This is a genomic window from Methanobrevibacter arboriphilus (assembly GCF_019669925.1).
Taxonomy (GTDB): Archaea; Methanobacteriota; Methanobacteria; order Methanobacteriales; family Methanobacteriaceae; genus Methanobinarius; species Methanobinarius arboriphilus_A.
In genome coordinates this window covers 714426-739235 of sequence record NZ_AP019779.1, presented here as the reverse complement: position 1 = coordinate 739235, position 24810 = coordinate 714426, and the positions used below count along the sequence as shown (strand labels likewise).

The window sequence follows — 24810 nt, the reverse complement described above, 5'->3', positions numbered from 1 at the left end:
AATCATGATGAATCATGGAATTATCTCTAATAGTAAATATTAAATTAAAATAACATTTTAAATGATATATTAAAAAATTAAATAATATTATTAAATAATATTCAAAAATAGGTGAAAAAATGCCTGAATCAAGATATAGATCTAGATCTTATAAAAGAATTAACAAAAAGACTCCTGGTGGACAAAATGTCCTAAGATATAAGAAGAAAAAACCAAGTAAGCATGTATGTGCTGAATGTGGTGCAATTTTGCATGGGGTTCCAAGAGGAAGACCATATGAAATTGGAAAATTATCAAAAACTAAAAAACGACCTAATAGGCCATTTGGAGGAAATTTATGCTCTAAATGTGCTCGTGATTATTTTAAATCAGAGGCAAGGTCCTAATGATTATAACAATCGGTGGTTTAGCGGGTAGTGGAACTACTACAGCAGCTGATGTATTGTCAAAAAAAATTGATATTCCTTTTATTTCTGCTGGAAGTATCTTTAGAGATATGGCAAAAGAAAAGGAAATGTCTCTTATAGAATTCAGTAAATATGCTGAAGATAATACTGCTATCGATATTGAACTTGATAAAAGACAATCTGAAATAGCTAAAAATTCTGAAAATCTTATTGTTGAAGGAAGACTTTCTGCTTATTTTGTTGAAGCAGATCTTCGGATATGGTTACTTGCACCATTAGATATTAGAGCTCAACGTGTTTCAAATCGTGAGTCTAAATCTTTGGAGGTAGTTATTGAAGAAACTATTATTCGTGAAGAAAGTGAGGCTTTAAGATATTTAGATATTCATAATATAGATATTAATAATTTTGATATCTATGATTTAGTGCTTAATACTAATAGGTTTAACCCAGATAGTATTGCAGAGATTATATTAACAACATTAAAGGTGATATAAATGGCATCCATAGAAGTAGGAAGAGTATGTGTTAAAACAGCTGGTAGAGAAGCTGGAGAAAAATGTGTAATTATAGAACTCATCGATGAAAATTTTGTAGAAGTTATTGGAGGTTCTGTTAAAAACAGAAGATGTAATATAAATCATTTAGAACCTCTTGAAGAGACTATAGAAGTTTCTGATGATGTTGAAGCTATTAAAAAAAATTTAGAATCCTTATAGTTTAACATATAATTTTTTATTTTTATTTTTTTATTAATTTTTTATTAATTTTTTATTTAATTTTTTATTTTAGATTTTTATTTATTTTTAATTTTTATATTCTTAATATTTTTAGACAATTATTTTTAGATTAGTTAAATATTTTTAAATACTTTTAAATATTTTTTTATATATTTATTCATGCTTTCATGTTAATACTATATTTTATATTAATATTATTTTTCTTATATTAATATCTTTTTTTATATTAGTATCATTTTCTTATATTAGTATCATTTTTTTTATATTAATGTTATTTTTCTATTTTCTATGTTATAGTATTCTTATTATTTTTGTATTTATTTTTTATATTTTTTTAATTTATTCTAATATTTTTTTAATATTTTTCATATTTTATAAATATCAAAAAACTTATTAATTAGAATACTAAAAATAATGTTACTGTTAATTATAAACTTATTTTAATTTAATCTATTTTGAGGTGTTATATATGACTCTTTTAATAAAATCAAAAGCAAATACAAATCCGAATTATGGTTCCAAACCTCAAGATAGGTCAATTGAAGAACATATATCTAAAGGTGTTATTAATTTAGATAAACCATCTGGTCCAACATCTCATGAAATAGATTCATGGGTTAGAAGAATTTTAAATTCTGAAAAAACAGGGCATGGTGGAACTCTGGATCCAAAGGTTACTGGTGTTTTACCTATTGGAATTGATACTGCAACTCGTGTCATACAGCTTCTTTTAGCTGCTCCTAAGGAATATGTTTGTTTAATGACTTTACATAAAGATGTTGATGAGGAAAGTGTAAGAACTGTTTTTAAAGAGTTTCATGGTAAAATATATCAAACTCCTCCAGTAAAATCTGCTGTTAAACGAGAATTGAGAGTTAGAACAATATATTATGCTGACATTCTCGAGATAGGGGGTAGGGATGTTCTTTTTAAGATAGGATGCGAAGCTGGAACTTATGTAAGAACCTATTGTAAAGATATTGGTGAAGCTTTAGGAGTTGGAGCTCATATGGCAGAATTAAGGAGAACTCAAGTTGGATCTTTTACTGAGGATAATAATTTAGTAACTTTACAAGATTTAACTGATGCATATTATTATTGGAATAAAGAGAATAATGAATCTTATTTAAGAGAATGTATATTGCCAATGGAAACAGCTACTGAGCACTTATCAAAAGTATTTATTAGAGATTCCGCTGTTGATGCAATATGTCATGGTGCAAATTTAGCTGCTGGTGGAATATCTTCTCTTTCCGATGATATTAAAAAAAATGATGAAGTTGTAATATTTACTCTTAAAGGAGAATTAGTGGCTTCAGCTACTGCTCTTTTCAATGTGGAAGATATATTGATGGCTTCTGAGGGAATAATGTTTAATACAAAGAAAGTTTTCATGAATACTGGCGTATATCCGATGATGTGGAAATAATATTTTTATTTTTAATAATTTATTTTATAATTTTTTAATAGACTTTCGTTTTATATTTCTATTAATTTTTGACTTATTTACATGTACAATTATATTAATAGTTTGTATAATTTTTCATGTTTGGGAGAGCATATTTTTGTACTAAAACAATAAGAATCTGCATTGTTAATATGATTTTGATGTAAGGACTATTAAATTAAGTATTATTTGTATTTATAGATATTATTTGCATTCTTTCTTTTATTTTTTATTACCACACTGTTAAATTATCCAGTTATTGTTTTCAATATTAATATTTATAAGTGTATTCATTTACTATTACTATTTTTACTTTTTTAGATTATGATTTTTTAAGATTTAAATATTTATTTAAGAGTATATTGAATATTATTTTTATATTTCATTTTATTTTACTATGTTAAGCATAATTATTGTTATATTAAGGTAAAACTTTCATTGGGCTATTATTATCCTATTAAACTTAAAAACAATTGTTATATTTATTATTACTATTGTTATATTATTTATTACTTTCTATGAAAAGTATTACTTTTTTATTTTATTGTATGCATTAATATTATTGCTAATTTTTTATTTTTAAAGCATTACAATATTTTTTTCCAAGTAATACTTTTTTTAAAAAAATTATTTTTATCTTTAATTGTAATAAAAAGGTTTATTATTCAATGAAAAAGTATTACAAATCTAGGTCGTTAATATTTTTTTATATATAATGCATGTTTTAGTAATAACACAAATCTTATATATGGTATTACTATTTAATAAATTTTAGGCAGATGATCATTGTTTGATTAATTAAATAATGATAAATTTACATTAATTATGTATTTTTAGACTGCCGTAATTAATTTAAAATTTTTTAAGGAGGTAAAAATGGTAAAAACTCTTGAAAATAATCAAAAAAGTAAAAATTTTGTAAAATCAATTTTTGTACTGGCAATTTTTATATTCACTCTATTTATGATTGCTGGAGCTTCAGCAGTTGATAATACTCAAGAGCCAATCGATAACCATAATAAAAACAGCACTGTTAAAATTGATATTAAAATTAATCATGACTATAGTGATGATGAAAAGATAAACCCTAGTATTTCAGTTAAGCACAATAACAATTCTATAAATTATACAAAAAGTTACAATACTGCAACTAAAAAGTATACTTTAATTTTTAATCATTCAGAAGCTACAAAGAATACTATATACAATATATTAATATCAGTACCAGGTTATAATACTAAATCTCAAAATGTAACACTTAATGGAAATTTAACAGCTAGTTCTACATTTCAAATGAAAGCAACTAAAAGCTATAAAATAGGTCGTGAAGCTGCTAAAAAAGCAAATAGCTTGAGAACATTTGCTAATAGTAGTGAAATGTTAGTTATAACTACTGCAGGTATGGTTTATGTTGGTGGTAAAACATCTGAGGATGCATTAGAAGGTATCATAAACGGAGCAAATGGATATGTTGGTTTTGGTTTAGGTAATTTATTAACTCTATCAGCTGTAAGAACAGATCCTCTTAACATAGCTTTTATTTATAAATATAAAAGTAGTGGAAAAGTTTACATGGTATTTTTCAAAAATGGATCTTTAGAACCTGTTTATAATGGGATTATAGGCACTAGTTTAAAATCATCTGAATGGAAAATAATTCAAGATATGCTTGGAAAGGAAGATGCATATTCTTATGTAAGTATTGCTAATTCTTGGGATGCAGGACTACCTGCAGATATTTTAACTCAAGCAGCATATCATGGTCATGTTTGTACTGGACTTATAAGTGGTCAAGCTATGATCGAAGCTTTATTAAAATATTATCCTCCAAAAGGAGAATCTGGTTTACCACTTGAGAATACTGCATACTATGTTTTAGGTGTTCCAGGAGGTTCTGATGATGATGCATTTACTTGGAGTTTAGATATTACTCCTGGTAAAAGAGCTTATATTGGAATTGACACTATGGTTAATAAAACCGCTACTGGTTTTATAAGGTGGAATTCACAGACTAAAACTGGTTTATTAATTATAATGTCTTACAATGAAGACTTAATAATGAAAAAATACAAAAAACTCACGGGTTTAGATCCTAAAGCTAATGTTTCTAATGATTTAAAGTACCAAAAATGGTTAATACAAACTCTTACTAATGATCCTTTATCTTTGGTTGATATACTTTATGAATTTAAAGGTTTAAATGAAACTCATTTGTTTTATTTAATGGGTGAAGAACCAGGTAAAGGCACTGTAACTCAATCAGCACATGGCTTAGACATGGATTATATTCTCAACTTATCTAAAGAGGGATTTTTGACTAATGCAACTCGTGAAACACAAAATACTACAAAACCAAAACCATTAACTAATCATGAACTTGAAAAAATTGGTGAAGATGCAGCTAAAAAAGCTAAACAATATTTCCTTAGTTTAGGTATTGACATAGGAAAAGATAATTCTAAATTTTTTGTTTTAACTTCAGCTGGATTTGTAAGAATTAATGGAACAGTTACTAACAAAGTCTTTGATGGGATTTATAATATATTTGGATCTCAATTAAGTAGAAAAACATTATTACCGGTCCATACCTCATTATGGAAAGATTTAGTATTTGATTTCTTCTGGGTAGATCCTAATAATAGTTCAAATACCTTATCTTATAGTTTGAAATATGATCCTATAACTGGAGAGTTGATTACAACTGGTAATAGTAGTGATGAATCTTCAAATGCGAATTATATTATCCAAGAGGTATTGAAATATGATCCTCCTTATGATGTTTTAATAGCATGGTTATTCCATAACCATGTTTGTGGAGGAAGTAGTCCTGGATATTTAATATCAGACTATATTTATAATGAACATCCTCTTGGTGAAAATGAAAGCTATATTTACATTACAACTAATGCTAATTGTAAAGATGATGTAATTTCAAGACTTTTAGGAGTTTCTCCAGGTATGGGTAATTATTTCAATTTACGTTATGATGATAGTATAACTAATAAATCCAATGTTGGTATCATTATAAAATGGAATAGTGTAACTAAAACAGGTACAGTATCTATTGTTAATTGGGTTCCACCTAAATTTGCACCAGGAAGTGATTCATATGAAGAATATATCAAATTATATAACGGAGATTATTCTTCTCCAAACCTAATCCAAGCACAACAAATATCATTTTTAACTACTAAACTTATCAATGAAGCAGACCTTCAAAAGATAATCTCTGGAGCTAAAAATACTGCAGAAGGAAATGCATTAGCTTTTATAATGGCATTACCTGACAGAACTTTAGATGAACTTATACCACCAATTAATAATGGTTTTACAAACAATGGTGGATCTAAAACTAATAGTTCATCTAATAACCATAAAACAAACAGTGATTCATCATCAAATAGTGATGGAAGTGATTTATTCACTAGTTCAGGAACTTCTCAAGGTTATAGTCCTTTTTCAGCAGGCTTAAATACTGTAAGTGCTTCTGCAGCTACTGAATCTGCTTCTGCAGCTGAAAATGATGGTTCACAAGGTAATTCTTATGAAGTATCTAAAGCTACTACTGAAATTGATGATTTTAACTTAGTTTATGCAATCATTTTAGTTTTAGTAATTAGTGGATTAGCTGGGTTTGGTTATGTAAGACATGCTAGTAAAAAATAAACTTTTTTTGGTTTTTGTTGAATTATCAACAAAAATCTATTTTTTATTTAATTAGTTAGTTTATTAGTTTTTTAGTTATTATCTTTATTATTTTCATTATACTAGATTTTATTTTATTAACTTTATTAAATTAGCCTATATCAATTAATGCACATGTTTAATTTATAATTTTAAATTATATCAATAATTATGGGGGGATACTATTAAAAATGAATTTAAAGTTCTAATAATAATCACAATATTAATATCTGCGGGATGTTTAGGATTTGGATATGCTCATCCAGGACATGGTGACTATACTGAGGTAACTACAGATGATACTCAAAATAGTAATTCTGGTGTTTCTGGATCTTCACAAGATTCTTCTTCAAATCCTTCAAAACAAACTGATTCTTCTTCAAAGAATACAGGAAGTTCTAACTCTCAAGATTCTTCGAAAAATTCAGATGGAGGATCAAATTCAAATAATCAAGGTGATACCAGCAAAACTTCAAGTGTGTCTGATAGTAGTGATAGTGGAAATGGAGTGAATAATCAAAATAATTCTAATAACAGCACTAATAATACTAATGAAACTAATTCCACTAATTTAATAAATGGAGATTCTAATTTAGGAATTTCATTAAATGATGCATTACTTCTTATAGTGGTATTTTTACTTGGATTTGGAGCAATAGTATTTTTATTCAACATATTTAAGAATAAAAACTAAATTTTATTTTATTAATTAACTAGAATGGTGATTTTAATATGGTTGTGAGTATTCCCGGTAGTGATATTTTAACTTCTGGTTTGAATGTTATTTCTCAAAGTTTGTTGATACCTGTGATAGTGATATTGCTGATTTTTGTATTTTATGCGGTGATAACTCTTGGTGGTTTAATTTCAGAGTATACAAGCAGGAAAAAGATAACTGCAAACACAATAAAAGATTTGATCTATGAAATTTCAGATTCTGAAAACCCTGAAGAAGTTAAAAAAGTTATAAATGATTCAATAATTCCCAAAAGTCAAAAAAAGATTCTAACAGAACTAGCATCATCTGAAAATTTAAAAAATAAATCAAGACTTGCACTTGCAAATAAATATATTGAAAGTGAAGAAAACCATATCGACAAAATAGTTGAAAAAACAGACATAGTAACAAGAATCGGCCCTACCTTAGGATTAATGGGAACATTAATACCAATGGGACCAGGACTAGCAGCACTAGGAAGCGGAGATGTAACAGCACTATCACAAGCAATAATAGTAGCATTCGACACAACCGTAGTTGGGATCGGAGCCGGAGCAGTAGCCTACTTAGTATCCAAAATCCGCAGAAGATGGTACGACGACTACCTATCCAACCTAGAGGCACTATCAGACGCTATCCTTGAATACATGGAATCTTCAAATTAACTATGGAGGTAGTATATTAATGGCAAGAAAGGATAGGAAAAACAGAAGGTTTTCAAGGGTTGAAGAGGATCCTATGGCTGGAACAACTAATTTAGTAGATGCAATGTTAGTAATATCAGTTGGATTATTGGTATTTTTAGTAATGTCATGGAATATGCAAAGTGTAGTATTCAGTGACATGACAGCAGAAGAAAAACAAGAAACAATGAAAGAAATGCAAAAAGTATCACAGGTTAACCAAGGAGAAGAACTAAACGACACACCTAACACAACTGAAAGCTCAGGACAAGGATACGTAGAAATGGGAAAAGTATATAAAGACCCATCAACGGGAAAACTCATAATGGTAGAAGGATAAAACTCTCCTTCCTCCAAACAACAAAAATACCAATAAAAAAACCAATAAAAAAACACTAATAAAAAAAATAACAAAAAACCAATATAACAACCAACAAATAAAAAAACAAAAATCAACAATATATTTTTTTTAGAAAAAAATTTTTAATGTTTTAAAAGATTAAATTTAATAAATAACCATTCTTTTGTATAATTATTTATGGTTATAGATAGTTAAGTATTATTTTTTTTAGAATTAGAGATATTTAGTAATAACACAAAACTTATATAATGTATTACTTTATACTATAGATATAATTTATAAAATATCTTTTTATCTAATTGATACTTGTATTATTATAATATTAAAATAGTAAAGGCATTAAAATATTAAAGGAGGCTAATTATTCTTAAAATTAAAAAAATAGGAATTATAATAATTTTAGCTTTGATTTTTTCAATGACTTTTAGTCTTGTAAATGCACATCCTGGACATTCTGGACATGAAAATTATGTAGATGAAGTAACTGTTGAAGATACTGAATATACTGATGATTCAAATCAAAATTCTGAATCTAATACTTCAAAAAAGGAAAATTCTAAAACAAAAACTAATTCTGATAAAAATTTTAAAAATAAGAATTCTAATTCTGAAGATAATACTCAAATTACAAACAATAATACTAATAATAACACTAACAATAATACTAACAATACTAATGAATCCAATAATACTCAAAATAATTTGAATAATAATACAAATAATAGTTTAGATGATGGAATTTCATTAAATAATATATTAATGATTATAATAGTAATTTTAGCTATCATTGGAATAATTGTATTTTTATATTTAAAAAACATTAAATAAAATACTTTTAATAAACTTTTTTATATTTAATTTTTAACTTTTAGTTTTAAAAATTACTTTTAGTTTTAAAAATTATTATTTTTATATCATGTTATTTATTTAGGAGGAAATAAGAATGCATTTACCAGATGGAATAATTCCATTAAATCAAGCTTTAGTTTATTGGGTAATAATGATCATTGCCTTGTTAATATTTTCATATAAGATGTCTAAAAATCAATCTGAGCAGCGTTTTGTCTTAATAGCATTATTATCAGTTGCAACAGTTGTGGCAACTTCAATTTCTATTCCTTCACCATTTGGAGTTCCTATACACTTTTTCTTAATTCCATTAGTTGTGATTTTATTAGGTCCTCTAAATGGGATTGCTGTGTCCTTTTTATCATTAGTAGTCCAATTATTTTTGGGAATGGGGGGCTTAACAACATTAGGTGCAAATGTTTGTGCAATGGGTATTGCTCTTAGTATAGGAACTTATATATTTTACATTCTTGTTTCTAAATTCAGTAAAACTATTGGAATTTTTGTTGCTACATTAATGGGAATTATTTTTGCAACATTAACTCAAATTTCAATATTAGTGATCTCTGGATCTACATCGTTAGAAATATTGATTTATTCATTACTACCTTTCTATTTATTTGTTGGACTAATAGAAAGTTTTGCAACTACTTTGATTGTTTCTACTATTGAAAGAGTAAAACCTGATTTAATGACATTAGATAAATTTTAATCATTGTTATTTATTTTAAACAACTTTTATTAAATAGTTTATTTCAAATAGCTTATTTTAACTTTTTTATATTAAATAGGTTCTGTTAAATATATTTAATTTTTAAAGAGATAAGATTTTAAAGATATAAGAATTACGGAGAAAAGAAGAATGAAAATTAAAGGAATTTTTATTATATTTATATTGTTTTTTGTAATAAATGGAATAAATGCACATGGTGTAGATGTTACTGAAGATGTTATGGTATTATCTGATGATTCAACAGGTGTTATAGCTAAAAAATTAGCTGAACAAATGGATTTTGATGTTAAAGTCTATAAATTTAACTCTGTATCTGATGTAGAACATCAACTTGAACATGCCTTATCAAATAAGAATAAGATGATTTTAGTTGTTGCATATCAGAATGTTAGTAATGAATTTTTACAACAACATAAAGATTTATCTAATAGGATTATCGTGGTTGATTCTGATGATGATTCTATTAAAAATGGTTTGATTAAGTTAAAACAGCTTAATAGTACTGAAAACATTAACTCTAATTCTTCAAAAATTTCTAATAATAATGTTGGGAATATGGATTTAAACTTTACATCATTGATTCTTATAATTGTTATTATTGGATTGGTTTCAGCTATTGGTACATATATAATAAAAAGAAAAAAATAATTTTTTATTTCTTTATTTTTATTTATTTTTAATAATTATTTTTTATTTTAATTTTTTATTTTAATTTTTTATTTAATTTTTTTATTCTAGCTTTTTATTTTTAATTTTTTTATTTATTTTTAATTTTTTGTCTTTGTTATGGAAATTGTAATTTTATTATAATAGTATTATTTTATTGAAAAGTATTACTATTTTTTAAATACTATAATTTTCCTTTAAAATTTAATATTAAATATATAGTAGTTACTTTTTTCCAATATTTATTACCATTGTTATATTTATTGAAATTTACTAAGAATAATAACATTTACTGAATAATTCTTAACTTTATAATGATATTATTTTATCAATGAGTATTACTATCGTACTTTTTAAGGGTTTTTTTAGATTATATAATAGTTTTACAGTTTATTAATAACTTTCACTGGATTTAAGATAATAATATCCTTTTATTTTAATTTTTGCAAGAAATTTTATGGGTTATTTTTTAGAAATCTTTAAATAGTTATTACTAAAAATTCAATTTATATCACGCAATGAGACTAAGAATCAGCTAATTAATACAATTTTTTATGACTATATGTTAATATAAAGAATATATTATTATATTGATATTATATTTATGCTATTTTCATATTATTGGGTATTGTTTGCTGTTTTTAGTAACTTTTTCTTGATATATCAAGTTTAATTTATTAAAATAAATTATAGGAGGTTTAATAATGAATAAAGTTTTAATAACGAATAAAAATAAATTAAGCATATTAATGTTGCTTATTTTTTGTTTATTTGCTTTAACTATAAGTACTGTTAGTGCTAGCGAACCTACCACTATAAATATCAATTCTACTAATGGAACTCTTAATGATAGTATTAATAGTATTGGTGATGGTTCTGAAGGGATTATAAAGTTAGCTGATGGTACTTATAAAGGTGTTAAGAATGTTAATATAACATTTAATAATAAAAATATCACTATTATAGGTAATTCAAGAGATAAAACTATAATTGATGGTGAAGGAGCTAATTGGAATACTAACTGGTTTATTAATGCGGGTTCAAATGCTCGTCTATCCTTGATCAATGTAACTTTAAAAGGTTTTACAAGCTCTGGGGCTTTAAACGATAGTGCAGCAATTAAAAATCAGGGAGATGGTCTTTATATATCTGGTGTAACTATTAAGGAGTCTTATCCTCAAAAAGGAGCTTCAAATCCTGCTAGGCCTGCACTAATTTGGAATAGTGGGGATAATTTTCTTATAGAGAATTCTTTAATTATTAGTCCTGGTATTTTTGAAGGACCTGCAAGAACTATAGCTACTAGTGGAAACTATTGTACAGTAGATAATGTAACAATATATAATCCTAATAGATATGGTATTGATAATTGGGGAGATTATTTTACAATTAAAAACTCTTTATTAACAGAAACAAATCCTTTTGCAATATCTTCAATGGTTTGCTGCCCTATTCAATCAAGTGGAAATCATATATTATTTACAAATATTACTGTTAGTAATTTTCCATGCTGTCCAATAGCTTTTGATGGAGATAATGTTACATTATCATATATTAAAGGATATAATAATTCTGAAACATTAAACTTTGCTGCAACTAATGTAAAGATCTTACATTCCTATTTTGATGGTGGTAAAGATTCTGCAATCTCTATTGTTGGTGGTGGAAATATATGGATAGAAAATTCTACATTTAAAAATTGTAAAGACTCTGCAATTAACAATGCTCCTTCAGCTTCAACTGATAGTCCTGGATACAATGTGACTGTTAAAGATTGTGTCTTTGAATCAAGTGAAAGAGCTATAAAAAATGCTGGAGATAATTTTACTGTTTTAAACTCAAACTTCACAAAAAATTCTGGAGACTTTGGTGCAGGAATTTATAATAAAGCTAAAGGTTTCTTAATAGATGGATGTATATTTACAAATAACTATGCAGATAATGGTGGAGCAATCTATCAAGATGAAAATGGAACTATGAATATTAAAAATTCTAAATTTATAAACAACAGAGCAGAGTATGGTAATGCAATATTTATCCAATACAGTGAAATGAATACTTCTAAATCTGAATTTATAAATAATAATGTATATAGAGGTACTGATGCTATTTATAATGAAAATTCAAATTCTTATAGTACTAACTTAAATATAATTAGTGCAACCCAAGCTAAAAATGGTGGAAAAATTACTGTTAAAGTAAAATCTACAGGAACCAATGGATTTATTGTAAAAGGTCAAATTGTGTCACTTAAAATTGGATCAAAAACTATAACTGGGAAAACGGATTCAAATGGAATTGCAACATTCACATATACACCTACTAAAACTGGAAAACTTAGTTTTCAAGCTATATCAAATGATGCAAAGATTAATTCTACACAATACAAAAAAGCTACTGTTTCAAGTTCTATAGCTGATGTTAAACTCGCTCTTATCAAACAAGCATCAGATAAAACTAAAACTATTAAAAAAGGCAAGATTTATCAAAAAACTATTCAATGGAAAAATACAGGTAATATAGCTGGATCAAAAATTGTTACAATTGATTTGAAAAAATATAAACTTTCCAAAGCTTCTTACAAATATGCTAAAAAAGCTTCTCTTAAAAATGGCAAATTAGCCATTAAATTGAATTTAGCTAAAGGAACTACTGGAAAAGTTATACTTACCCTAAGAAGGTAAATATATGTTTAAAAGTTTATTTAAAAATATTTTCAATTGTTTAAAGGTATAAAACATGTTTTTAAATATTTAAATATTTTTAAACTTTTTCCATGTTTTTAAACTCTTTTTCAATTATTTTTTTATTTATTATAATAAATATTAATTTTTTATTATAATAATATTAAAATCAATATTTGAATAAATATATTTAATAAATCTTAAATTATTGAATAAAATATTAAATATGGAATAAAATATTAAATAGGTGGAATTATAATTAGATTTAAGAGAATTATTTTAATATCATTATTTATTTTTGCGGTTATTGGATTTTCTTCTAATGTTGCATTTGCTCATGATCCATTCCCTCCAGAAATTAAGTTTGTATCACCTATAGATAACTCTAATGTTAATGGAATGGTTAAAATAAAAACTTCTATTAGAACTCATACAGCAATTGATGATAAAGGTGTTATTTATGAAATTTCTGGACCTAACAATTATAAAAAAATCATAACAGATAAAAATCCTAATGATGGATGGGAATGTGTATGGGATACTAGCTCAGCACCAAATGGTAGATATACTATAAAGGCTGAAGCATGGGATGTTGATTATCCTGAGGGACCTGGAATAAAAATCATTCATGTTAATTTAAACAATGTTAAAAAAGAGACAAAGCTTAGTGTTAATAATATAAAAGTTTTGGAAAATACTAATACTAATATAATGGCTACATTAAAGGATAGTTCAAATAAACCCATTCAAAATAAGCAAATACAATTTACAATCAATGGAAAAACATATAAGGGAATAACGGATAATGGTGGAATAGCTAAGATTAATTTTAGAGGTAAAAAAGGTATATATACTATTAATACTAAATTTGCAGGAGATAATTTGTATTCTTCATCATCAGGAAATGGAAAACTAACAATTACAAAGAATGCTTATAATTTGAAAGTGAGTAATATTTTTGCAGATAAAAATAAAAAGACTCAATTGAAAGCTATCTTAACCTACAATAATAAAAAGATATCTAATAAATATATTAAGTTTTATGTTGATAATAAATTAATTGGGTCAGCTAAAACTAGTAAGAATGGTATCGCTGCTATAAATTACAAAGTTAAATTAAATCCAGGTAAACATACGATTCAAGCTAAATATGGCATTGATGTAATTAATTCTGCTATTTTAAAGGTAAAAAAAGCTTGTGTTTATCCTAAAATCACTACAAGTAAAGCTAGACCAAAGGTGGGAAATACTGTAACAATATTTTATAGAATAATAAATCAGGGTCCTGATAGTGCAACAAATACAAAATTAACTTATAAAGTACCAAGTGGACTTAAATATATAAAAGCAATAGGTGCTGGTATTAAAAAATATAGTTCAAAGAAAAATACATTTTCTGTGACTATTAAAAAAGCTAAAGTTGGAACTTCATTGATAAAGCTTGTTTTTAAAATTAAAAAATCTGGAAGAGCATTATTAACTCCAAAAATTACCACAGATACATATAATACATATAATTTAAATAAAAAAACTTATATAACTATCATATAGCTATTTACAGGTTTTTATGGTCGTGATATTATTTATAAGCTTTTTTAGAGATAAATTTTATATATATTTATATTTATTATATATGTACTATGAATTTGTCATTATATATTTTATATTATATATTTTGTAATTATAAACTATTCTTTTTTATTTATTATTTTTATTTTAATCTACTTTTTTTAATCTACTTTTCTTATCTTATTTTTACTTTTATTTTTTATAAATTATATTTTTCATAAATACTACTAAATTTTATAAATATTAAGTCTAATAACTATAAATATTAAGCTTAAATATTTTCATAAACTATAAAATAAACCGTAAAGTTTAAATGTATTAAAGTTAAAATATTTGTTTATCCTTAATATGTTACTATATTATCAATGATTATAATTTAGAAAATATTGTATTTTTACTCTTATAATAATATAATATTAATCATATATTGTAGTTTATTAAGTATTTAATAGTTTATTAGCTATCTAATTGTTTATTAATAGTCTATCAACTATTTAATTTGTTGAAATTGATATTATTTCAAATTCACAATTTTAGTAAGTTTTTGAAGCTTTTTTCTCAATGAAGTATATATTTCTTCTTGTGAATGTTATGTTTCATTTGCTATATTATCTTGCCGAGATAGTCTAGCCTGGTAAGGCGCAAGACTGGAAATCTTGTGGGGATTTTCCCCGCCTGGGTTCAAATCCCAGTCTCGGCGTTTATTAGTATATAAAACGATTGAGATTTTTACTATTTATTCATTAAGTTTTATTGAAGTTAAATAAGTGATTTTTTTATTTTTTAATCTTTTTTAATTTTTTAATCTTTTTGAATTGCTATAATCGATCATTGTTATAATCGATTCTTAATTGTAATATAACTAATAGTGTACTCTTAGGATTTATAATTAATAAAAATCTTTTAATTAATGTTAACTAAGTTTAAATTGTTGAAAACTGTGTTTTGTATTAATAATTTTCATGCAAAACATTCGAATCCAGATTTCACGTCTCATGGATTCGCTCTACTAATCGGAGGTTATTTAATGGAAGACGATTTTAAGCACTTGGTGCGTATTTCCAGAAAGGATGTAGATGGTAATAAAACTATTGAACATGCTTTAACCGATATCAAAGGTGTTGGATTATCCTTATCAAGGTCTTTAGCTTTAGCTATGGGTTTTGATTTAAATCAAAAAATAGGATATATCTCAGATGAAGATGTCTTAAAAATTGAAGAAGCTTTAGAAGATCCTCAAAAATACAACATTCCAGAATGGATGTTAAACAGACAACGTGACTATGCTACTGGTGAAACTACTCATCTAATTGAATCTGATCTTGTTATGACTTTAAGAGATGATTTAAACAGAATGAGAAAGACCAGAAGTTATAAAGGAAGAAGGCATGAAGTCGGCTTACCTGTAAGAGGTCAAAGAACTAAATCTACTTTTAGAAAAGGTTCATCTGTTGGTGTAAGAAGAAGAAGAGGATAATTTAGTTTTATAGGCTTATTTTAATGTTATAATGTTAGGTTGTGCTTTAAACTTATTTTAATAATTTGATTATTATTTCTGGTTATTATAATTTTGTTTTTGGTTATTATAGTTTTATTTATTAGCTTTATTTATGGTTATTATATTAATTTTTTGTTATAATTAATTTTCATAGTAAATGATAGTAACTAATAGTGAATAAAATCTGATATTATATATTAAGCAATTATTAAGCTAATATTTTTAGTTAAATTATCAATAACATTTTATAAAATAATAAAATTTAAGGAGATTATATAATGGGTCATCCAAGAAAAGCAAGAAAAAAATATGATACTCCACCTCATCCTTGGAATGCTGAAAGAATTAAGTCAGAAAATAAATTAATGGTTAAATATGGCTTAAAAAACAAGAAAGAGATTTGGAAAGCTGACACTTTAGTTAGAAAATACAGTAGGGAAGCAAGATATTTATTAGGTTTCTCTCAAGACCAAGTAGAGGAAGAGAAAAACGAATTAATTGGGCATTTATCAAGACAAGGCTTCCTTCCAGAAAATGCTCATTTAGAAGATATTCTTAATTTAACTGTTGAAAACGTTTTAAGAAGGAGATTACAGACTGTAGTACATCAAAAAGGGCTTGCTAGAACAGCTAAAGAAGCAAGAATGTTTGTTGTGCATGGTCATATATCTATGAATGATAAAAAGATTGATTCACCAAGTTATGTAGTTAAACGTGGTGAAGAAGATCTTATAGGTTATTATACTCCTTCAATTGCTAAACAGATTCAAGAATATAATGCTGGAAAAGCAACAGGAAATGATAGTACTGATGCTAAAGGTAAGAATTTTAAAGGTAAATCTGTAGAATCTGATGCATCTTCTGAAAATCCTATCGAAAACACAGAAAATGTGCAAAATCCAGATAAAAATTAATAAATGGTGAAATAATGGCGAAAGATGAAAAATGGGGAATAGCTAATATTTACTCATCATTCAATAACACTATCATCACTGTAACTGATATCACTGGTGCTGAGACTATTTGTCAATGGTCTGGTGGAAAAGTTGTTCGTGCAGATAGACAAGAAGCATCTCCTTTTGCAGCTATGGAAGCAGCTACTAGAGCAGCTGATGATGCTAAAGAAAAAGGATATGTTGGTTTACATATTAAAGTAAGAGCTCCTGGTGGAAACGGTCCAAGAAGCCCAGGTCCTGGTGCACAAGCTACTATTCGTGCTTTAGCTAGGGCAGGTATTAGGATTGGTAAAATTGAAGATATTACTCCAATTCCTCATGATGGTACTGGACGACCTGGTGGTAAAAGAGGAAGAAGAGTCTAAGAAGGGTATATTATGGAAATTGAAGTCAAAAGTAAAGATGAAAATGAAATTGTTTTCATCATTCGTGATGCAGAAGTACCTTTTATCAATGCTATTCGTAGAATTGCTATGATGGAAGTTCCTAAAATAGCAATTGAAGATGTTAACATTGTTCAAAACGATTCAGCAATGTTTAATGAGGTTTTAGCTCACAGATTAGGATTAACTCCTTTAGTTTCAAATTTGGATGCTATTGATGGAATGGAGATGGCAGATGAATGTGATTGTGAGGATTATTGTCCTAGATGTAGTGTTTCTTTTACTTTAAATAAAACAGGTCCTGGAGTTATATATTCTAAGGATTTAGTTTCAACTGACTCAACAATAAAACCAGTATATGACACAATACCACTCTTAAAACTCAAAGAAAATCAAAATGTGGAATTAGAAGCAGTAGCAAAAATAGGTTTAGGTAAAGAACATGCAAAATGGATGCCTACTACTGTTTGTGCTTATAAACAATATCCTAAAATCACTTTTAATGAAGATTCAGAAGTTAATTATGATTTAGCTGATGTTTGTCCGAGAAATATTTTGAAATCTGACAAAAGATCTAAAGTATTAAAAGTGCAGAATATTGAAAATTGTTCTATGTGTAAAGCTTGTATGAGAGCTGATGAGAATAATTATATTGATATAAGTTTTGAGCCAGAGAATTTCATATTTAAGATTGAAACTGATGGATCTATACCTCCTGAAGAGGTTTTATCAAAAGCTTGTGATGTTTTAAATGAAAAAACAGACAAGTTCATCACGTTTAGTAAAAATTAATATTAGGATAAAGGAGAGAAAACTAATGGCTAGAAGAGTTATCAAAACAAATCCTAACCTCACTGAACTTATAAAAAATCTTAAAGATAAATCTTATAATGAGGAAGTAGCTATTTGGAAAGATGTTGCACAAAGACTAGAAAGGGCAAGTAGAAGACAAGCAGAAGTTAACTTGTCTGATATTAACAGGGTTTCTGAAGAAAATCAAACTGTACTTGTTCCAGGTAAAGTTTTATCTAATGGTCAACTTGACCATGAAGTTAGCATTGCAGCATTAAAATTTTCAAAGACAGCTCAAGAAAAAATTGAAAAATCTGGTGGAGAATGTATTTCTATCAGTGAGATAATCGAGAAAAATCCTAAAGGTAGTAATATAAAAATTGTTGAATAATTGATTTATTCAAACTTATATGTAAAACTACGATTTATTTAATAAAGGTGTTATTTATGATTATTGATGGAGAAGGACATATTTTAGGAAGACTTGCTAGTGTAACAAGTAAAAAACTTCTTGAAGGTGAAGAGATTGTTGTTCTTAATGCTGAAAAAATAATGCTCACTGGTTCAAAAGATTGGGCTTATGCTAAGTATAAACAAAGACTTGATAGGGCAAGTATTTCTAATCCAAGAGATTTAGGTCCAAAATATCCAAGAAGACCTGAAGAAATTTTTAGAAGAACTGTAAGGGGAATGTTACCAATTAAAAAATCTAAAGGAAGAACTGCTTTTAAAGGCTTAAAAGCTTATGTAGGTGTTCCAAAGGAATTTAATGATTTAGAAACATCTAAAGTACCTGATGCAGAATATGGGAATATTAAGAAAGGAATAGAATTAGGAGAAATTTCAAAACTTTTAGGAGCTAAATTTTAATTTTTAAATTTTAATTTTATTTAAATAATTTTATTATTTAGATAATACTAGTTAAATAATTTTATTTAGATAGTACTATTTCGATAATGTTATTTAGATAATTTTGTTTAGATAACTTTATAATTTGAATATTTTTATTTAGATTCTTTAATAGTTTTAATTAGGGATGTGTTTTAATGAAAAAAGTTGTTCACACAAGTGGAAAGCGTAAAACAGCTATTGCTCGAGGTACAGTTCAAGAAGGTAAAGGTAGAATTAGGATAAATAAACGTCCAATTGAACTTTATTCACCAGAGCTTGCTAGATTAAAATTAACCGAGCCTTTAACTTTAGCTGGTGATTTAGCTAATGATATTGATATTAATGTCAAAGTTATTGGTGGAGGAGTTATGGGTCAAGCAGAAGCTGCTCGTATGGTTATTGCAAAAGGATTAGTACAATGGACTAATGATATGGATCTTAAAGAAAAATTTGTTCAATATGATAGAACAATGTTAGTTGGAGATCCAAGACGTTCTGAGCCAAAAAAGTATGGTGGTCCTGGAGCAAGAGCTCGTAAACAAAAAAGTTATCGGTGAATCGATAAACTTTTTATATTTTTTTATAAGTATCGATAATTTTATAAATATCAATAATAGACTAATTGATTTTATTTTTAAAAATATTGAATTTTTTAAATTTAAAAATTTTTAAATTTTTTATTATATTATAAAATTAATACTATAAAATTAAATAGAAAATTAAATATAAATATAAAATCAAATAAAAATTAAATAAAATAGAAAATTAAATTTATATTTAAATTCATATATTTTATTATAATTAAAAAGGAAATGATGATTCAATATGATTCCTATACGATGTATAAGTTGTGGAAAGCCAGTTTCTGCATATTTTGATGAATATAATAGTAGGATAGCTGATGGGGAAGATTCAAAAGCTATTCTTGATGATATGGGTATTAAAAGATACTGTTGTAGGAGAATGTTAATTACTCACGTTGAAACATGGGAATAATGTTTGAGCATGAGATTTTTCTCTAATCATGAATTTTTATGTATTTGTTAATATTGGTATTTTTTATTATCAATTTTGTATAGTTAGTTAATTATGGAATTAATGAGGATATAAAATGGCAACAAATAAATTAACAAGATTTGAAAAAGCTAGACTTCTTGGAGCAAGAGCTCTTCAACTTTCTATGGGTGCTAAACCTTTAGTAAAAGTATCCGAATCTATTGATCCAATTGACATTGCTGCTTTAGAACTTGAAAATAAAGTTTTACCTTTAGATGTTAAAAAAAATGAATATAATAAATAATAATACAATAAATACTGAATTAAATACTTTATAAATTAAATACAATAAATTAAATAATGTAGATATAGTAAATAATATTAGAAATAATATTGATTATATAATAATATTAGTCTGATATAATATTTATTATAACAAATAATTAAATAAAAGAAAATAATTAGCTAAAAATTTTTATAATTTTTATAAAAACACATATTTATTATTAAAATATTAAAATAAAGATTAAATTTATATATTAAATAATAAATATAATTATTAAATGATAAACTATTAATAAATAAATTATTAATATATTTACAATACAATATGCTTATTTATTATTAATAATTATAATAAGTTATTAATTAATAAATTATTAATACTTTAATTTAAGTTATTAAAACTTTAATTAAAAATATTTTTATTAAAAATAAATTATATTATTAAATTAATAAATATATAAAATTTAATTATAAATAAGTAATAAATTCAATATTAAATATAAGCAATGGTTTTTAATGGTATTATATTAATCTATAAATCAACTTCTATTTTTAAAAAAGATTTTTAATCTCATTATAGGTTATATGGTTGAAATTATAAAACATTGAGTTATACTAATTTATATGATCGATTCTCAATAAGTACTTATTAATTATACTAAAATAAGTTAGATTAATAGAATAACTTAGATAATTAACTGTTATCTTTATATTAATATTTATTAATCTACTTGTAGTAATTTTTAGTATTCTTAGGATTTATTTTCTACTAGTACTATTATGGGTTTCATGTATCAATAAATCTTAATGAATATCCTTGGGGTGTTTTTTTGGATAGTGTTATAGAAGATGTTCGTGTTAGAAAAATTTTAGATAGTAGAGGAAATGCTACTGTTGAAGTAGATATTCTTACTTGGAATGGGTTTGGACGAGCTGCAGCTCCGAGTGGTGCAAGTACTGGATCTCGTGAAGTTGTTGCATTTCCAGATGGAGGAGTAGACAAAATTATTAGTGAAGTAGAGGATTTAATTTCTTCTGAACTAATTGGGATGGATGCTGAAGATATTGCAGATATTGATTTAGTTTTAAAAGAGATTGATGGAACTGATAATTATGCGTCTATTGGTGGAAATACTACTGTAGCAGTATCTATGGCAGTAGCTAAAGCAGCTGCAGCTTCATATAACTTACCACTTTATAAATATTTAGGTGGAAATTTTGTTAATGAAATTCCCTATCCTTTAGGTAATATGATGAATGGTGGAGCTCATGCAGGTGTTAATGCTCCAGATATTCAAGAATTTTTAATCGTTCCAGTTGGTGCAAATAATATTACTGAAGCGGTTTTTGCAAACTCAGCAGTTCATAAGAAACTAAAAGAGCTTATTCAGACTAAAGATTCTCTTTTTACTGGTGGTAAAGGAGATGAAGGTGGTTGGATTCCTAATGTAAGTAATGATATTGCTTTAGAAATTCAAGCTCAAGCTTGTGAAGAAGTTGGGGATGAAATTGGAATAAAAATTTCTCCTGCTTTAGACATGGCTGCTTCTGAGTTTTGGGATGCTAATCAAGAAAAATATATTTATTCTCAAGATAATGTTTCTAGAGATACTGGTGATCAGATTGAGTTTGTTAAAGATATAATTGAAACTTATAATATGATCTATGTTGAAGATCCATTTGATGAGGCTGACTTTGATGGGTTTAAAGAATTAAATTCTCTTGTTGGTGATAAATGTTTTGTTTGTGGTGATGATATATTTGTTACAAATAAAGAGATTCTAGCTAAAGGAATTGAGATGAATGCTGCTAATGCAATCATTATTAAACCTAATCAAATTGGTTCATTATCTGAAACTTATGCGACTGTTAAATTAGCTAAAGAAAACGATGTTGCACCTGTTGTTTCTCATAGATCTGGTGAGACAACTGATGAGACTATTGCTCACTTAGCTGTTGCATTTGGAGCACCTTTAATTAAAACTGGTGCATTAGGTGGAGAAAGAATAGCGAAATTAAATGAGCTAATCCGTATAGAAGAAGAATTATCCAATCCAATAATGGCTAAATTGAATAAATGAACTATTAAATAAAATTATTTGTAATTAAATTTAAAATATTTAAACTATTATATGCTTAATTCACAATATTTAGGTTATTATTTATACTTAATTTACAATACTTAAATTAATACTTATAATTAATTTATGATATTTGAATTATTATATACTTAATTTACAATATTTAAATTTTTCATGCTTTAAAAGTATAATGCTTAAATTATGATAAAGTCTATATGATATAGAGAGTTTAAAGGAGATATTATGGCAAAAGTAACTGTTGATTATGATAAATGTGATGGTGGAGATTGTGGTGAATGTGCAGATGTCTGCCCTATGGAAGTCTTAGTACTTGAAGGAGATAAAATAGTCATACAAAACCAAGAAGACTGTAGTTTATGTGAAGTTTGTATGGATGTTTGTCCTCAAGAATGTGTTAATGTTGAGGATGATTAATCTTCATAATATATTTTTAATAATATATTTTCATTAATGTATTTCAATAATAGCTAAATTTTTAAATTATATATAAAGATTATAAATTAATATAAAGGTGATATATTGTCAGAATTATTAATACCATTAGAAGAATACTTAGCAGCAGGATTACATATAGGAACTCAGCAAAAAACAAGTGATATGGAAAAATATATATTTCGTATAAGATCTGATGGTTTATATGTTTTAGATATTAGCAAAACCAATGATAGAATAATGGCAGCTGCTAAATTTTTGTCTAAATATGATCCAGAAGATATACTTGTAGTAGCTACAAGACAATATGGTCAAGCTCCTGTTAAGAAGTTTGGAGAAGTTACTGGTTGTAAATCAATTCCTGGAAGATTTATCCCTGGAACATTAACTAATCCTAATTACTCTAAATTCATTGAACCAAAAGTTATTGTTGTAACTGATCCAAGATCTGATTCTCAAGCTATTATAGAGTCTAAACAAATAGGTGTTCCTGTTGTTGCTTTATGTGATACTGAAAACTTATTAAGTACTGTTGATTTAGCAATTCCTGTTAATAATAAAGGTAGAAAAGCTATTGCTTTAGTATATTGGTTATTAGCTAGACAAATGTTGAGAGAAAAAGGTACCATCGGTGAAGATGAAGATATTAGTCTAGATGCAGCTGACTTCGAGTTAAAATTTTAAATTTGTGAATCTAGAGTCCTATTAAACAATATTAGATAAATAGAAATTATTAAATAGGAAATTATGGAATATGGATTCTTAAATATAGATTATTGAATAGAGAATTATTAAATATGAAATTCTTAAATATGAAAATTATTAAGTAATATAGAATTTTCATATTAATTGATTGAATAAATTTATTAAATCTAAAAAACATATTTAATATCATGATAAGAAAACCAGCTGTAGCAGGATTATTTTATGATAAAAATCCATCTGAATTAAAAAAAACTATTGAATGGTGTTTCAATCATAAATTAGGGCCTGGAAAAGTTCCTGAATTGGGAATTTCAGATGATGATCCAAACAAGGATAATATTTATGGTGCTGTTGTTCCTCATGCAGGATATTCTTATTCTGGACCTATCGCTGCTCATGCTTACTGTGAAATAGTTGAAAATGGCTTTCCTGAAACATTCATAATATTATGTCCTAACCATACTGGTTTGGGAACTGGGATTTCAATATTTAAAGAAGGTATATGGAGTACTCCTTTAGGAAATATTGAAGTTGATGAAGAATTTGCAGAAGAAATGATTATAAACTCTGATTTAATCGATTCTGATACATCTGCTCACATTAGAGAGCATAGCTGTGAAGTTCATCTTCCATTCTTACAGTACTTTTCCAATGATTTTAAGATTGTTCCTATAGTTATTTGGATGCAAGATATGGAAAGTGGCTCTGATATAGCTAATTCTATTACTAAAACAGCTAAAAAATTAGGAAGATCTATTTTAATGATTGCTAGTACTGATTTAACTCATTATGAATCTAAACAAATAGCTGAAAAGAAGGATAAATTGATATTGGATGCAATATCAAATATGGATGAACATTCTCTTTTAAAGGCTGTTGAAGATTTTAGAATTAGTATGTGTGGTTATGGTCCTACAATCGCTGTTATTAAAGCATCAAGATCTTTAGGCGCCAAAAAAGGGAAAATCTTAAAATACGCGACAAGTGGAGATATTTCTGGAGATTTAAGCTCAGTTGTAGGATATTGTTCAGCTATTTTTGATTAATTTCATAATTTGGATTATTAGGATTATAGTATTGGGATTATTAGATTAAGGATTATTATATTATCTAAGATTACATATTTAATATCTTGATTATATTTAGGACTATATGATTTCTAGTTATAGTTAGTTATAGTTATAATTTTTTAGTTGTAATGGTTTTAATACTTGTAATTAGTTATAGTT

Annotated in this window: 26 protein-coding genes and 1 tRNA gene; all 27 read left to right on the top strand. The window is 26.1% G+C overall.

Going from position 1 to position 24810, the window contains the following annotated elements; genetic code table 11:
• Nucleotides 1-119 precede the first annotated feature (119 nt).
• The 27 genes from MarbSA_RS03200 (at nucleotide 120) to amrB (ending at nucleotide 24627) form a co-directional block, all read left to right on the top strand.
• Nucleotides 120-386 (top strand): 50S ribosomal protein L34e, encoded by a 267-nt coding sequence (locus MarbSA_RS03200; RefSeq protein ID WP_042701523.1) that lies wholly within the window; start codon nucleotides 120-122, stop codon nucleotides 384-386.
• Nucleotides 386-904 carry a (d)CMP kinase gene (cmk, locus tag MarbSA_RS03195; protein WP_042701520.1) on the top strand — a complete coding sequence of 173 codons (519 nt, stop codon included), beginning with the start codon at nucleotides 386-388 and terminating at the stop codon, nucleotides 902-904. The genes MarbSA_RS03200 and cmk overlap by 1 nt, the downstream gene beginning before the upstream one ends.
• Entirely contained in the window at nucleotides 905-1126 is a 222-nt protein-coding gene (locus MarbSA_RS03190; protein ID WP_042701517.1) for a 50S ribosomal protein L14e, read from the top strand.
• Between the two features lie 490 nt (nucleotides 1127-1616).
• Nucleotides 1617-2576: an RNA-guided pseudouridylation complex pseudouridine synthase subunit Cbf5 gene (locus tag MarbSA_RS03185; protein WP_054835254.1), complete on the top strand. Its 960-nt coding sequence runs from the start codon at nucleotides 1617-1619 to the stop codon at nucleotides 2574-2576.
• 894 nt (nucleotides 2577-3470) lie between these two features.
• Nucleotides 3471-6260 carry an FmdE family protein gene (locus MarbSA_RS03180; protein ID WP_054835253.1) on the top strand — a complete coding sequence of 930 codons (2790 nt, stop codon included), beginning with the start codon at nucleotides 3471-3473 and terminating at the stop codon, nucleotides 6258-6260.
• Between the two features lie 496 nt (nucleotides 6261-6756).
• Entirely contained in the window at nucleotides 6757-6972 is a 216-nt protein-coding gene (locus MarbSA_RS03175; RefSeq protein WP_221061840.1) for a hypothetical protein, read from the top strand.
• Between the two features lie 38 nt (nucleotides 6973-7010).
• Nucleotides 7011-7661, top strand: a complete 651-nt coding sequence (locus tag MarbSA_RS03170) for a MotA/TolQ/ExbB proton channel family protein (RefSeq protein WP_221061839.1) — start codon at nucleotides 7011-7013, stop codon at nucleotides 7659-7661.
• A 19-nt stretch (nucleotides 7662-7680) separates the two neighbouring features.
• Complete coding sequence (locus MarbSA_RS03165) at nucleotides 7681-8019, top strand: DUF2149 domain-containing protein (RefSeq protein WP_054835671.1); 339 nt, start codon at nucleotides 7681-7683, stop codon at nucleotides 8017-8019.
• A 438-nt stretch (nucleotides 8020-8457) separates the two neighbouring features.
• Entirely contained in the window at nucleotides 8458-8868 is a 411-nt protein-coding gene (locus tag MarbSA_RS03160) for a hypothetical protein (RefSeq protein WP_054835669.1), read from the top strand.
• 115 nt (nucleotides 8869-8983) lie between these two features.
• Nucleotides 8984-9601: an energy-coupling factor ABC transporter permease gene (locus MarbSA_RS03155; protein ID WP_221061838.1), complete on the top strand. Its 618-nt coding sequence runs from the start codon at nucleotides 8984-8986 to the stop codon at nucleotides 9599-9601.
• A 150-nt stretch (nucleotides 9602-9751) separates the two neighbouring features.
• A complete protein-coding gene (locus MarbSA_RS03150; protein WP_221061837.1) occupies nucleotides 9752-10270 on the top strand; it encodes a hypothetical protein in 519 nt (172 codons plus the stop codon).
• A gap of 722 nt (nucleotides 10271-10992) precedes the next feature.
• A complete protein-coding gene (locus MarbSA_RS03145) occupies nucleotides 10993-12972 on the top strand; it encodes a right-handed parallel beta-helix repeat-containing protein (protein ID WP_054835665.1) in 1980 nt (659 codons plus the stop codon).
• 399 nt (nucleotides 12973-13371) lie between these two features.
• Entirely contained in the window at nucleotides 13372-14523 is a 1152-nt protein-coding gene (locus tag MarbSA_RS03140) for an Ig-like domain repeat protein (RefSeq protein ID WP_221061836.1), read from the top strand.
• A 633-nt stretch (nucleotides 14524-15156) separates the two neighbouring features.
• Nucleotides 15157-15241 (top strand) — tRNA-Ser (locus MarbSA_RS03135).
• A gap of 327 nt (nucleotides 15242-15568) precedes the next feature.
• Nucleotides 15569-16018, top strand: coding sequence for a 30S ribosomal protein S13 (locus MarbSA_RS03130; protein ID WP_080460118.1), 450 nt, complete (start codon nucleotides 15569-15571; stop codon nucleotides 16016-16018).
• Nucleotides 16019-16317: 299 nt separating this feature from the next.
• Nucleotides 16318-16953 (top strand): 30S ribosomal protein S4, encoded by a 636-nt coding sequence (locus MarbSA_RS03125; protein ID WP_081719989.1) that lies wholly within the window; start codon nucleotides 16318-16320, stop codon nucleotides 16951-16953.
• 14 nt (nucleotides 16954-16967) lie between these two features.
• Nucleotides 16968-17360, top strand: coding sequence for a 30S ribosomal protein S11 (locus MarbSA_RS03120; RefSeq protein ID WP_042701483.1), 393 nt, complete (start codon nucleotides 16968-16970; stop codon nucleotides 17358-17360).
• A gap of 12 nt (nucleotides 17361-17372) precedes the next feature.
• The gene (locus MarbSA_RS03115; protein WP_042701481.1) at nucleotides 17373-18170 is read left to right on the top strand and encodes a DNA-directed RNA polymerase subunit D; all 798 of its coding nucleotides are present in this window, start codon (nucleotides 17373-17375) and stop codon (nucleotides 18168-18170) included.
• A gap of 25 nt (nucleotides 18171-18195) precedes the next feature.
• Complete coding sequence (locus MarbSA_RS03110) at nucleotides 18196-18561, top strand: 50S ribosomal protein L18e (protein ID WP_042701478.1); 366 nt, start codon at nucleotides 18196-18198, stop codon at nucleotides 18559-18561.
• A gap of 56 nt (nucleotides 18562-18617) precedes the next feature.
• Nucleotides 18618-19040 carry a 50S ribosomal protein L13 gene (locus MarbSA_RS03105; RefSeq protein WP_042701476.1) on the top strand — a complete coding sequence of 141 codons (423 nt, stop codon included), beginning with the start codon at nucleotides 18618-18620 and terminating at the stop codon, nucleotides 19038-19040.
• A gap of 176 nt (nucleotides 19041-19216) precedes the next feature.
• On the top strand, nucleotides 19217-19618 hold the full coding sequence (locus tag MarbSA_RS03100; protein ID WP_221061835.1) for a 30S ribosomal protein S9: 402 nt from the start codon (nucleotides 19217-19219) through the stop codon (nucleotides 19616-19618).
• Nucleotides 19619-19886: 268 nt separating this feature from the next.
• On the top strand, nucleotides 19887-20057 hold the full coding sequence (locus MarbSA_RS03095; protein WP_042701470.1) for a DNA-directed RNA polymerase subunit N: 171 nt from the start codon (nucleotides 19887-19889) through the stop codon (nucleotides 20055-20057).
• Between the two features lie 115 nt (nucleotides 20058-20172).
• The gene (locus tag MarbSA_RS03090) at nucleotides 20173-20361 is read left to right on the top strand and encodes a DNA-directed RNA polymerase subunit K (RefSeq protein WP_042701467.1); all 189 of its coding nucleotides are present in this window, start codon (nucleotides 20173-20175) and stop codon (nucleotides 20359-20361) included.
• 811 nt (nucleotides 20362-21172) lie between these two features.
• The gene (gene eno, locus MarbSA_RS03085) at nucleotides 21173-22423 is read left to right on the top strand and encodes a phosphopyruvate hydratase (RefSeq protein WP_042701464.1); all 1251 of its coding nucleotides are present in this window, start codon (nucleotides 21173-21175) and stop codon (nucleotides 22421-22423) included.
• A gap of 243 nt (nucleotides 22424-22666) precedes the next feature.
• Nucleotides 22667-22858 (top strand): 4Fe-4S dicluster domain-containing protein, encoded by a 192-nt coding sequence (locus MarbSA_RS03080; RefSeq protein ID WP_042701461.1) that lies wholly within the window; start codon nucleotides 22667-22669, stop codon nucleotides 22856-22858.
• A 105-nt stretch (nucleotides 22859-22963) separates the two neighbouring features.
• Nucleotides 22964-23560 (top strand): 30S ribosomal protein S2, encoded by a 597-nt coding sequence (gene rpsB / locus MarbSA_RS03075; protein ID WP_042701458.1) that lies wholly within the window; start codon nucleotides 22964-22966, stop codon nucleotides 23558-23560.
• A gap of 209 nt (nucleotides 23561-23769) precedes the next feature.
• On the top strand, nucleotides 23770-24627 hold the full coding sequence (gene amrB / locus MarbSA_RS03070; protein WP_054834965.1) for an AmmeMemoRadiSam system protein B: 858 nt from the start codon (nucleotides 23770-23772) through the stop codon (nucleotides 24625-24627).
• The last annotated feature ends 183 nt before the right edge of the window (nucleotides 24628-24810 follow it).

Excerpts from the sequence above, each read along its gene's own strand:
- MarbSA_RS03105 (WP_042701476.1), top strand. The coding sequence starts at position 18,618 with ATGATTATTGATGGAGAAGGACATATTTTAGGAAGACTTGCTAGTGTA.
- cmk (WP_042701520.1), top strand. The coding sequence starts at position 386 with ATGATTATAACAATCGGTGGTTTAGCGGGTAGTGGAACTACTACAGCA.
- MarbSA_RS03200 (WP_042701523.1), top strand. The coding sequence starts at position 120 with ATGCCTGAATCAAGATATAGATCTAGATCTTATAAAAGAATTAACAAA.
- MarbSA_RS03080 (WP_042701461.1), top strand. The coding sequence starts at position 22,667 with ATGGCAAAAGTAACTGTTGATTATGATAAATGTGATGGTGGAGATTGT.
- amrB (WP_054834965.1), top strand. The coding sequence starts at position 23,770 with ATGATAAGAAAACCAGCTGTAGCAGGATTATTTTATGATAAAAATCCA.
- MarbSA_RS03130 (WP_080460118.1), top strand. The coding sequence starts at position 15,569 with ATGGAAGACGATTTTAAGCACTTGGTGCGTATTTCCAGAAAGGATGTA.
- MarbSA_RS03170 (WP_221061839.1), top strand. The coding sequence starts at position 7,011 with ATGGTTGTGAGTATTCCCGGTAGTGATATTTTAACTTCTGGTTTGAAT.
- MarbSA_RS03115 (WP_042701481.1), top strand. The coding sequence starts at position 17,373 with ATGGAAATTGAAGTCAAAAGTAAAGATGAAAATGAAATTGTTTTCATC.
- MarbSA_RS03150 (WP_221061837.1), top strand. The coding sequence starts at position 9,752 with ATGAAAATTAAAGGAATTTTTATTATATTTATATTGTTTTTTGTAATA.
- MarbSA_RS03180 (WP_054835253.1), top strand. The coding sequence starts at position 3,471 with ATGGTAAAAACTCTTGAAAATAATCAAAAAAGTAAAAATTTTGTAAAA.
- MarbSA_RS03155 (WP_221061838.1), top strand. The coding sequence starts at position 8,984 with ATGCATTTACCAGATGGAATAATTCCATTAAATCAAGCTTTAGTTTAT.
- MarbSA_RS03125 (WP_081719989.1), top strand. The coding sequence starts at position 16,318 with ATGGGTCATCCAAGAAAAGCAAGAAAAAAATATGATACTCCACCTCAT.
- MarbSA_RS03090 (WP_042701467.1), top strand. The coding sequence starts at position 20,173 with ATGGCAACAAATAAATTAACAAGATTTGAAAAAGCTAGACTTCTTGGA.
- MarbSA_RS03100 (WP_221061835.1), top strand. The coding sequence starts at position 19,217 with ATGAAAAAAGTTGTTCACACAAGTGGAAAGCGTAAAACAGCTATTGCT.
- MarbSA_RS03185 (WP_054835254.1), top strand. The coding sequence starts at position 1,617 with ATGACTCTTTTAATAAAATCAAAAGCAAATACAAATCCGAATTATGGT.
- MarbSA_RS03160 (WP_054835669.1), top strand. The coding sequence starts at position 8,458 with ATGACTTTTAGTCTTGTAAATGCACATCCTGGACATTCTGGACATGAA.
- MarbSA_RS03165 (WP_054835671.1), top strand. The coding sequence starts at position 7,681 with ATGGCAAGAAAGGATAGGAAAAACAGAAGGTTTTCAAGGGTTGAAGAG.
- MarbSA_RS03190 (WP_042701517.1), top strand. The coding sequence starts at position 905 with ATGGCATCCATAGAAGTAGGAAGAGTATGTGTTAAAACAGCTGGTAGA.
- MarbSA_RS03110 (WP_042701478.1), top strand. The coding sequence starts at position 18,196 with ATGGCTAGAAGAGTTATCAAAACAAATCCTAACCTCACTGAACTTATA.
- MarbSA_RS03140 (WP_221061836.1), top strand. The coding sequence starts at position 13,372 with ATGGTTAAAATAAAAACTTCTATTAGAACTCATACAGCAATTGATGAT.
- MarbSA_RS03120 (WP_042701483.1), top strand. The coding sequence starts at position 16,968 with ATGGCGAAAGATGAAAAATGGGGAATAGCTAATATTTACTCATCATTC.
- MarbSA_RS03145 (WP_054835665.1), top strand. The coding sequence starts at position 10,993 with ATGAATAAAGTTTTAATAACGAATAAAAATAAATTAAGCATATTAATG.
- MarbSA_RS03095 (WP_042701470.1), top strand. The coding sequence starts at position 19,887 with ATGATTCCTATACGATGTATAAGTTGTGGAAAGCCAGTTTCTGCATAT.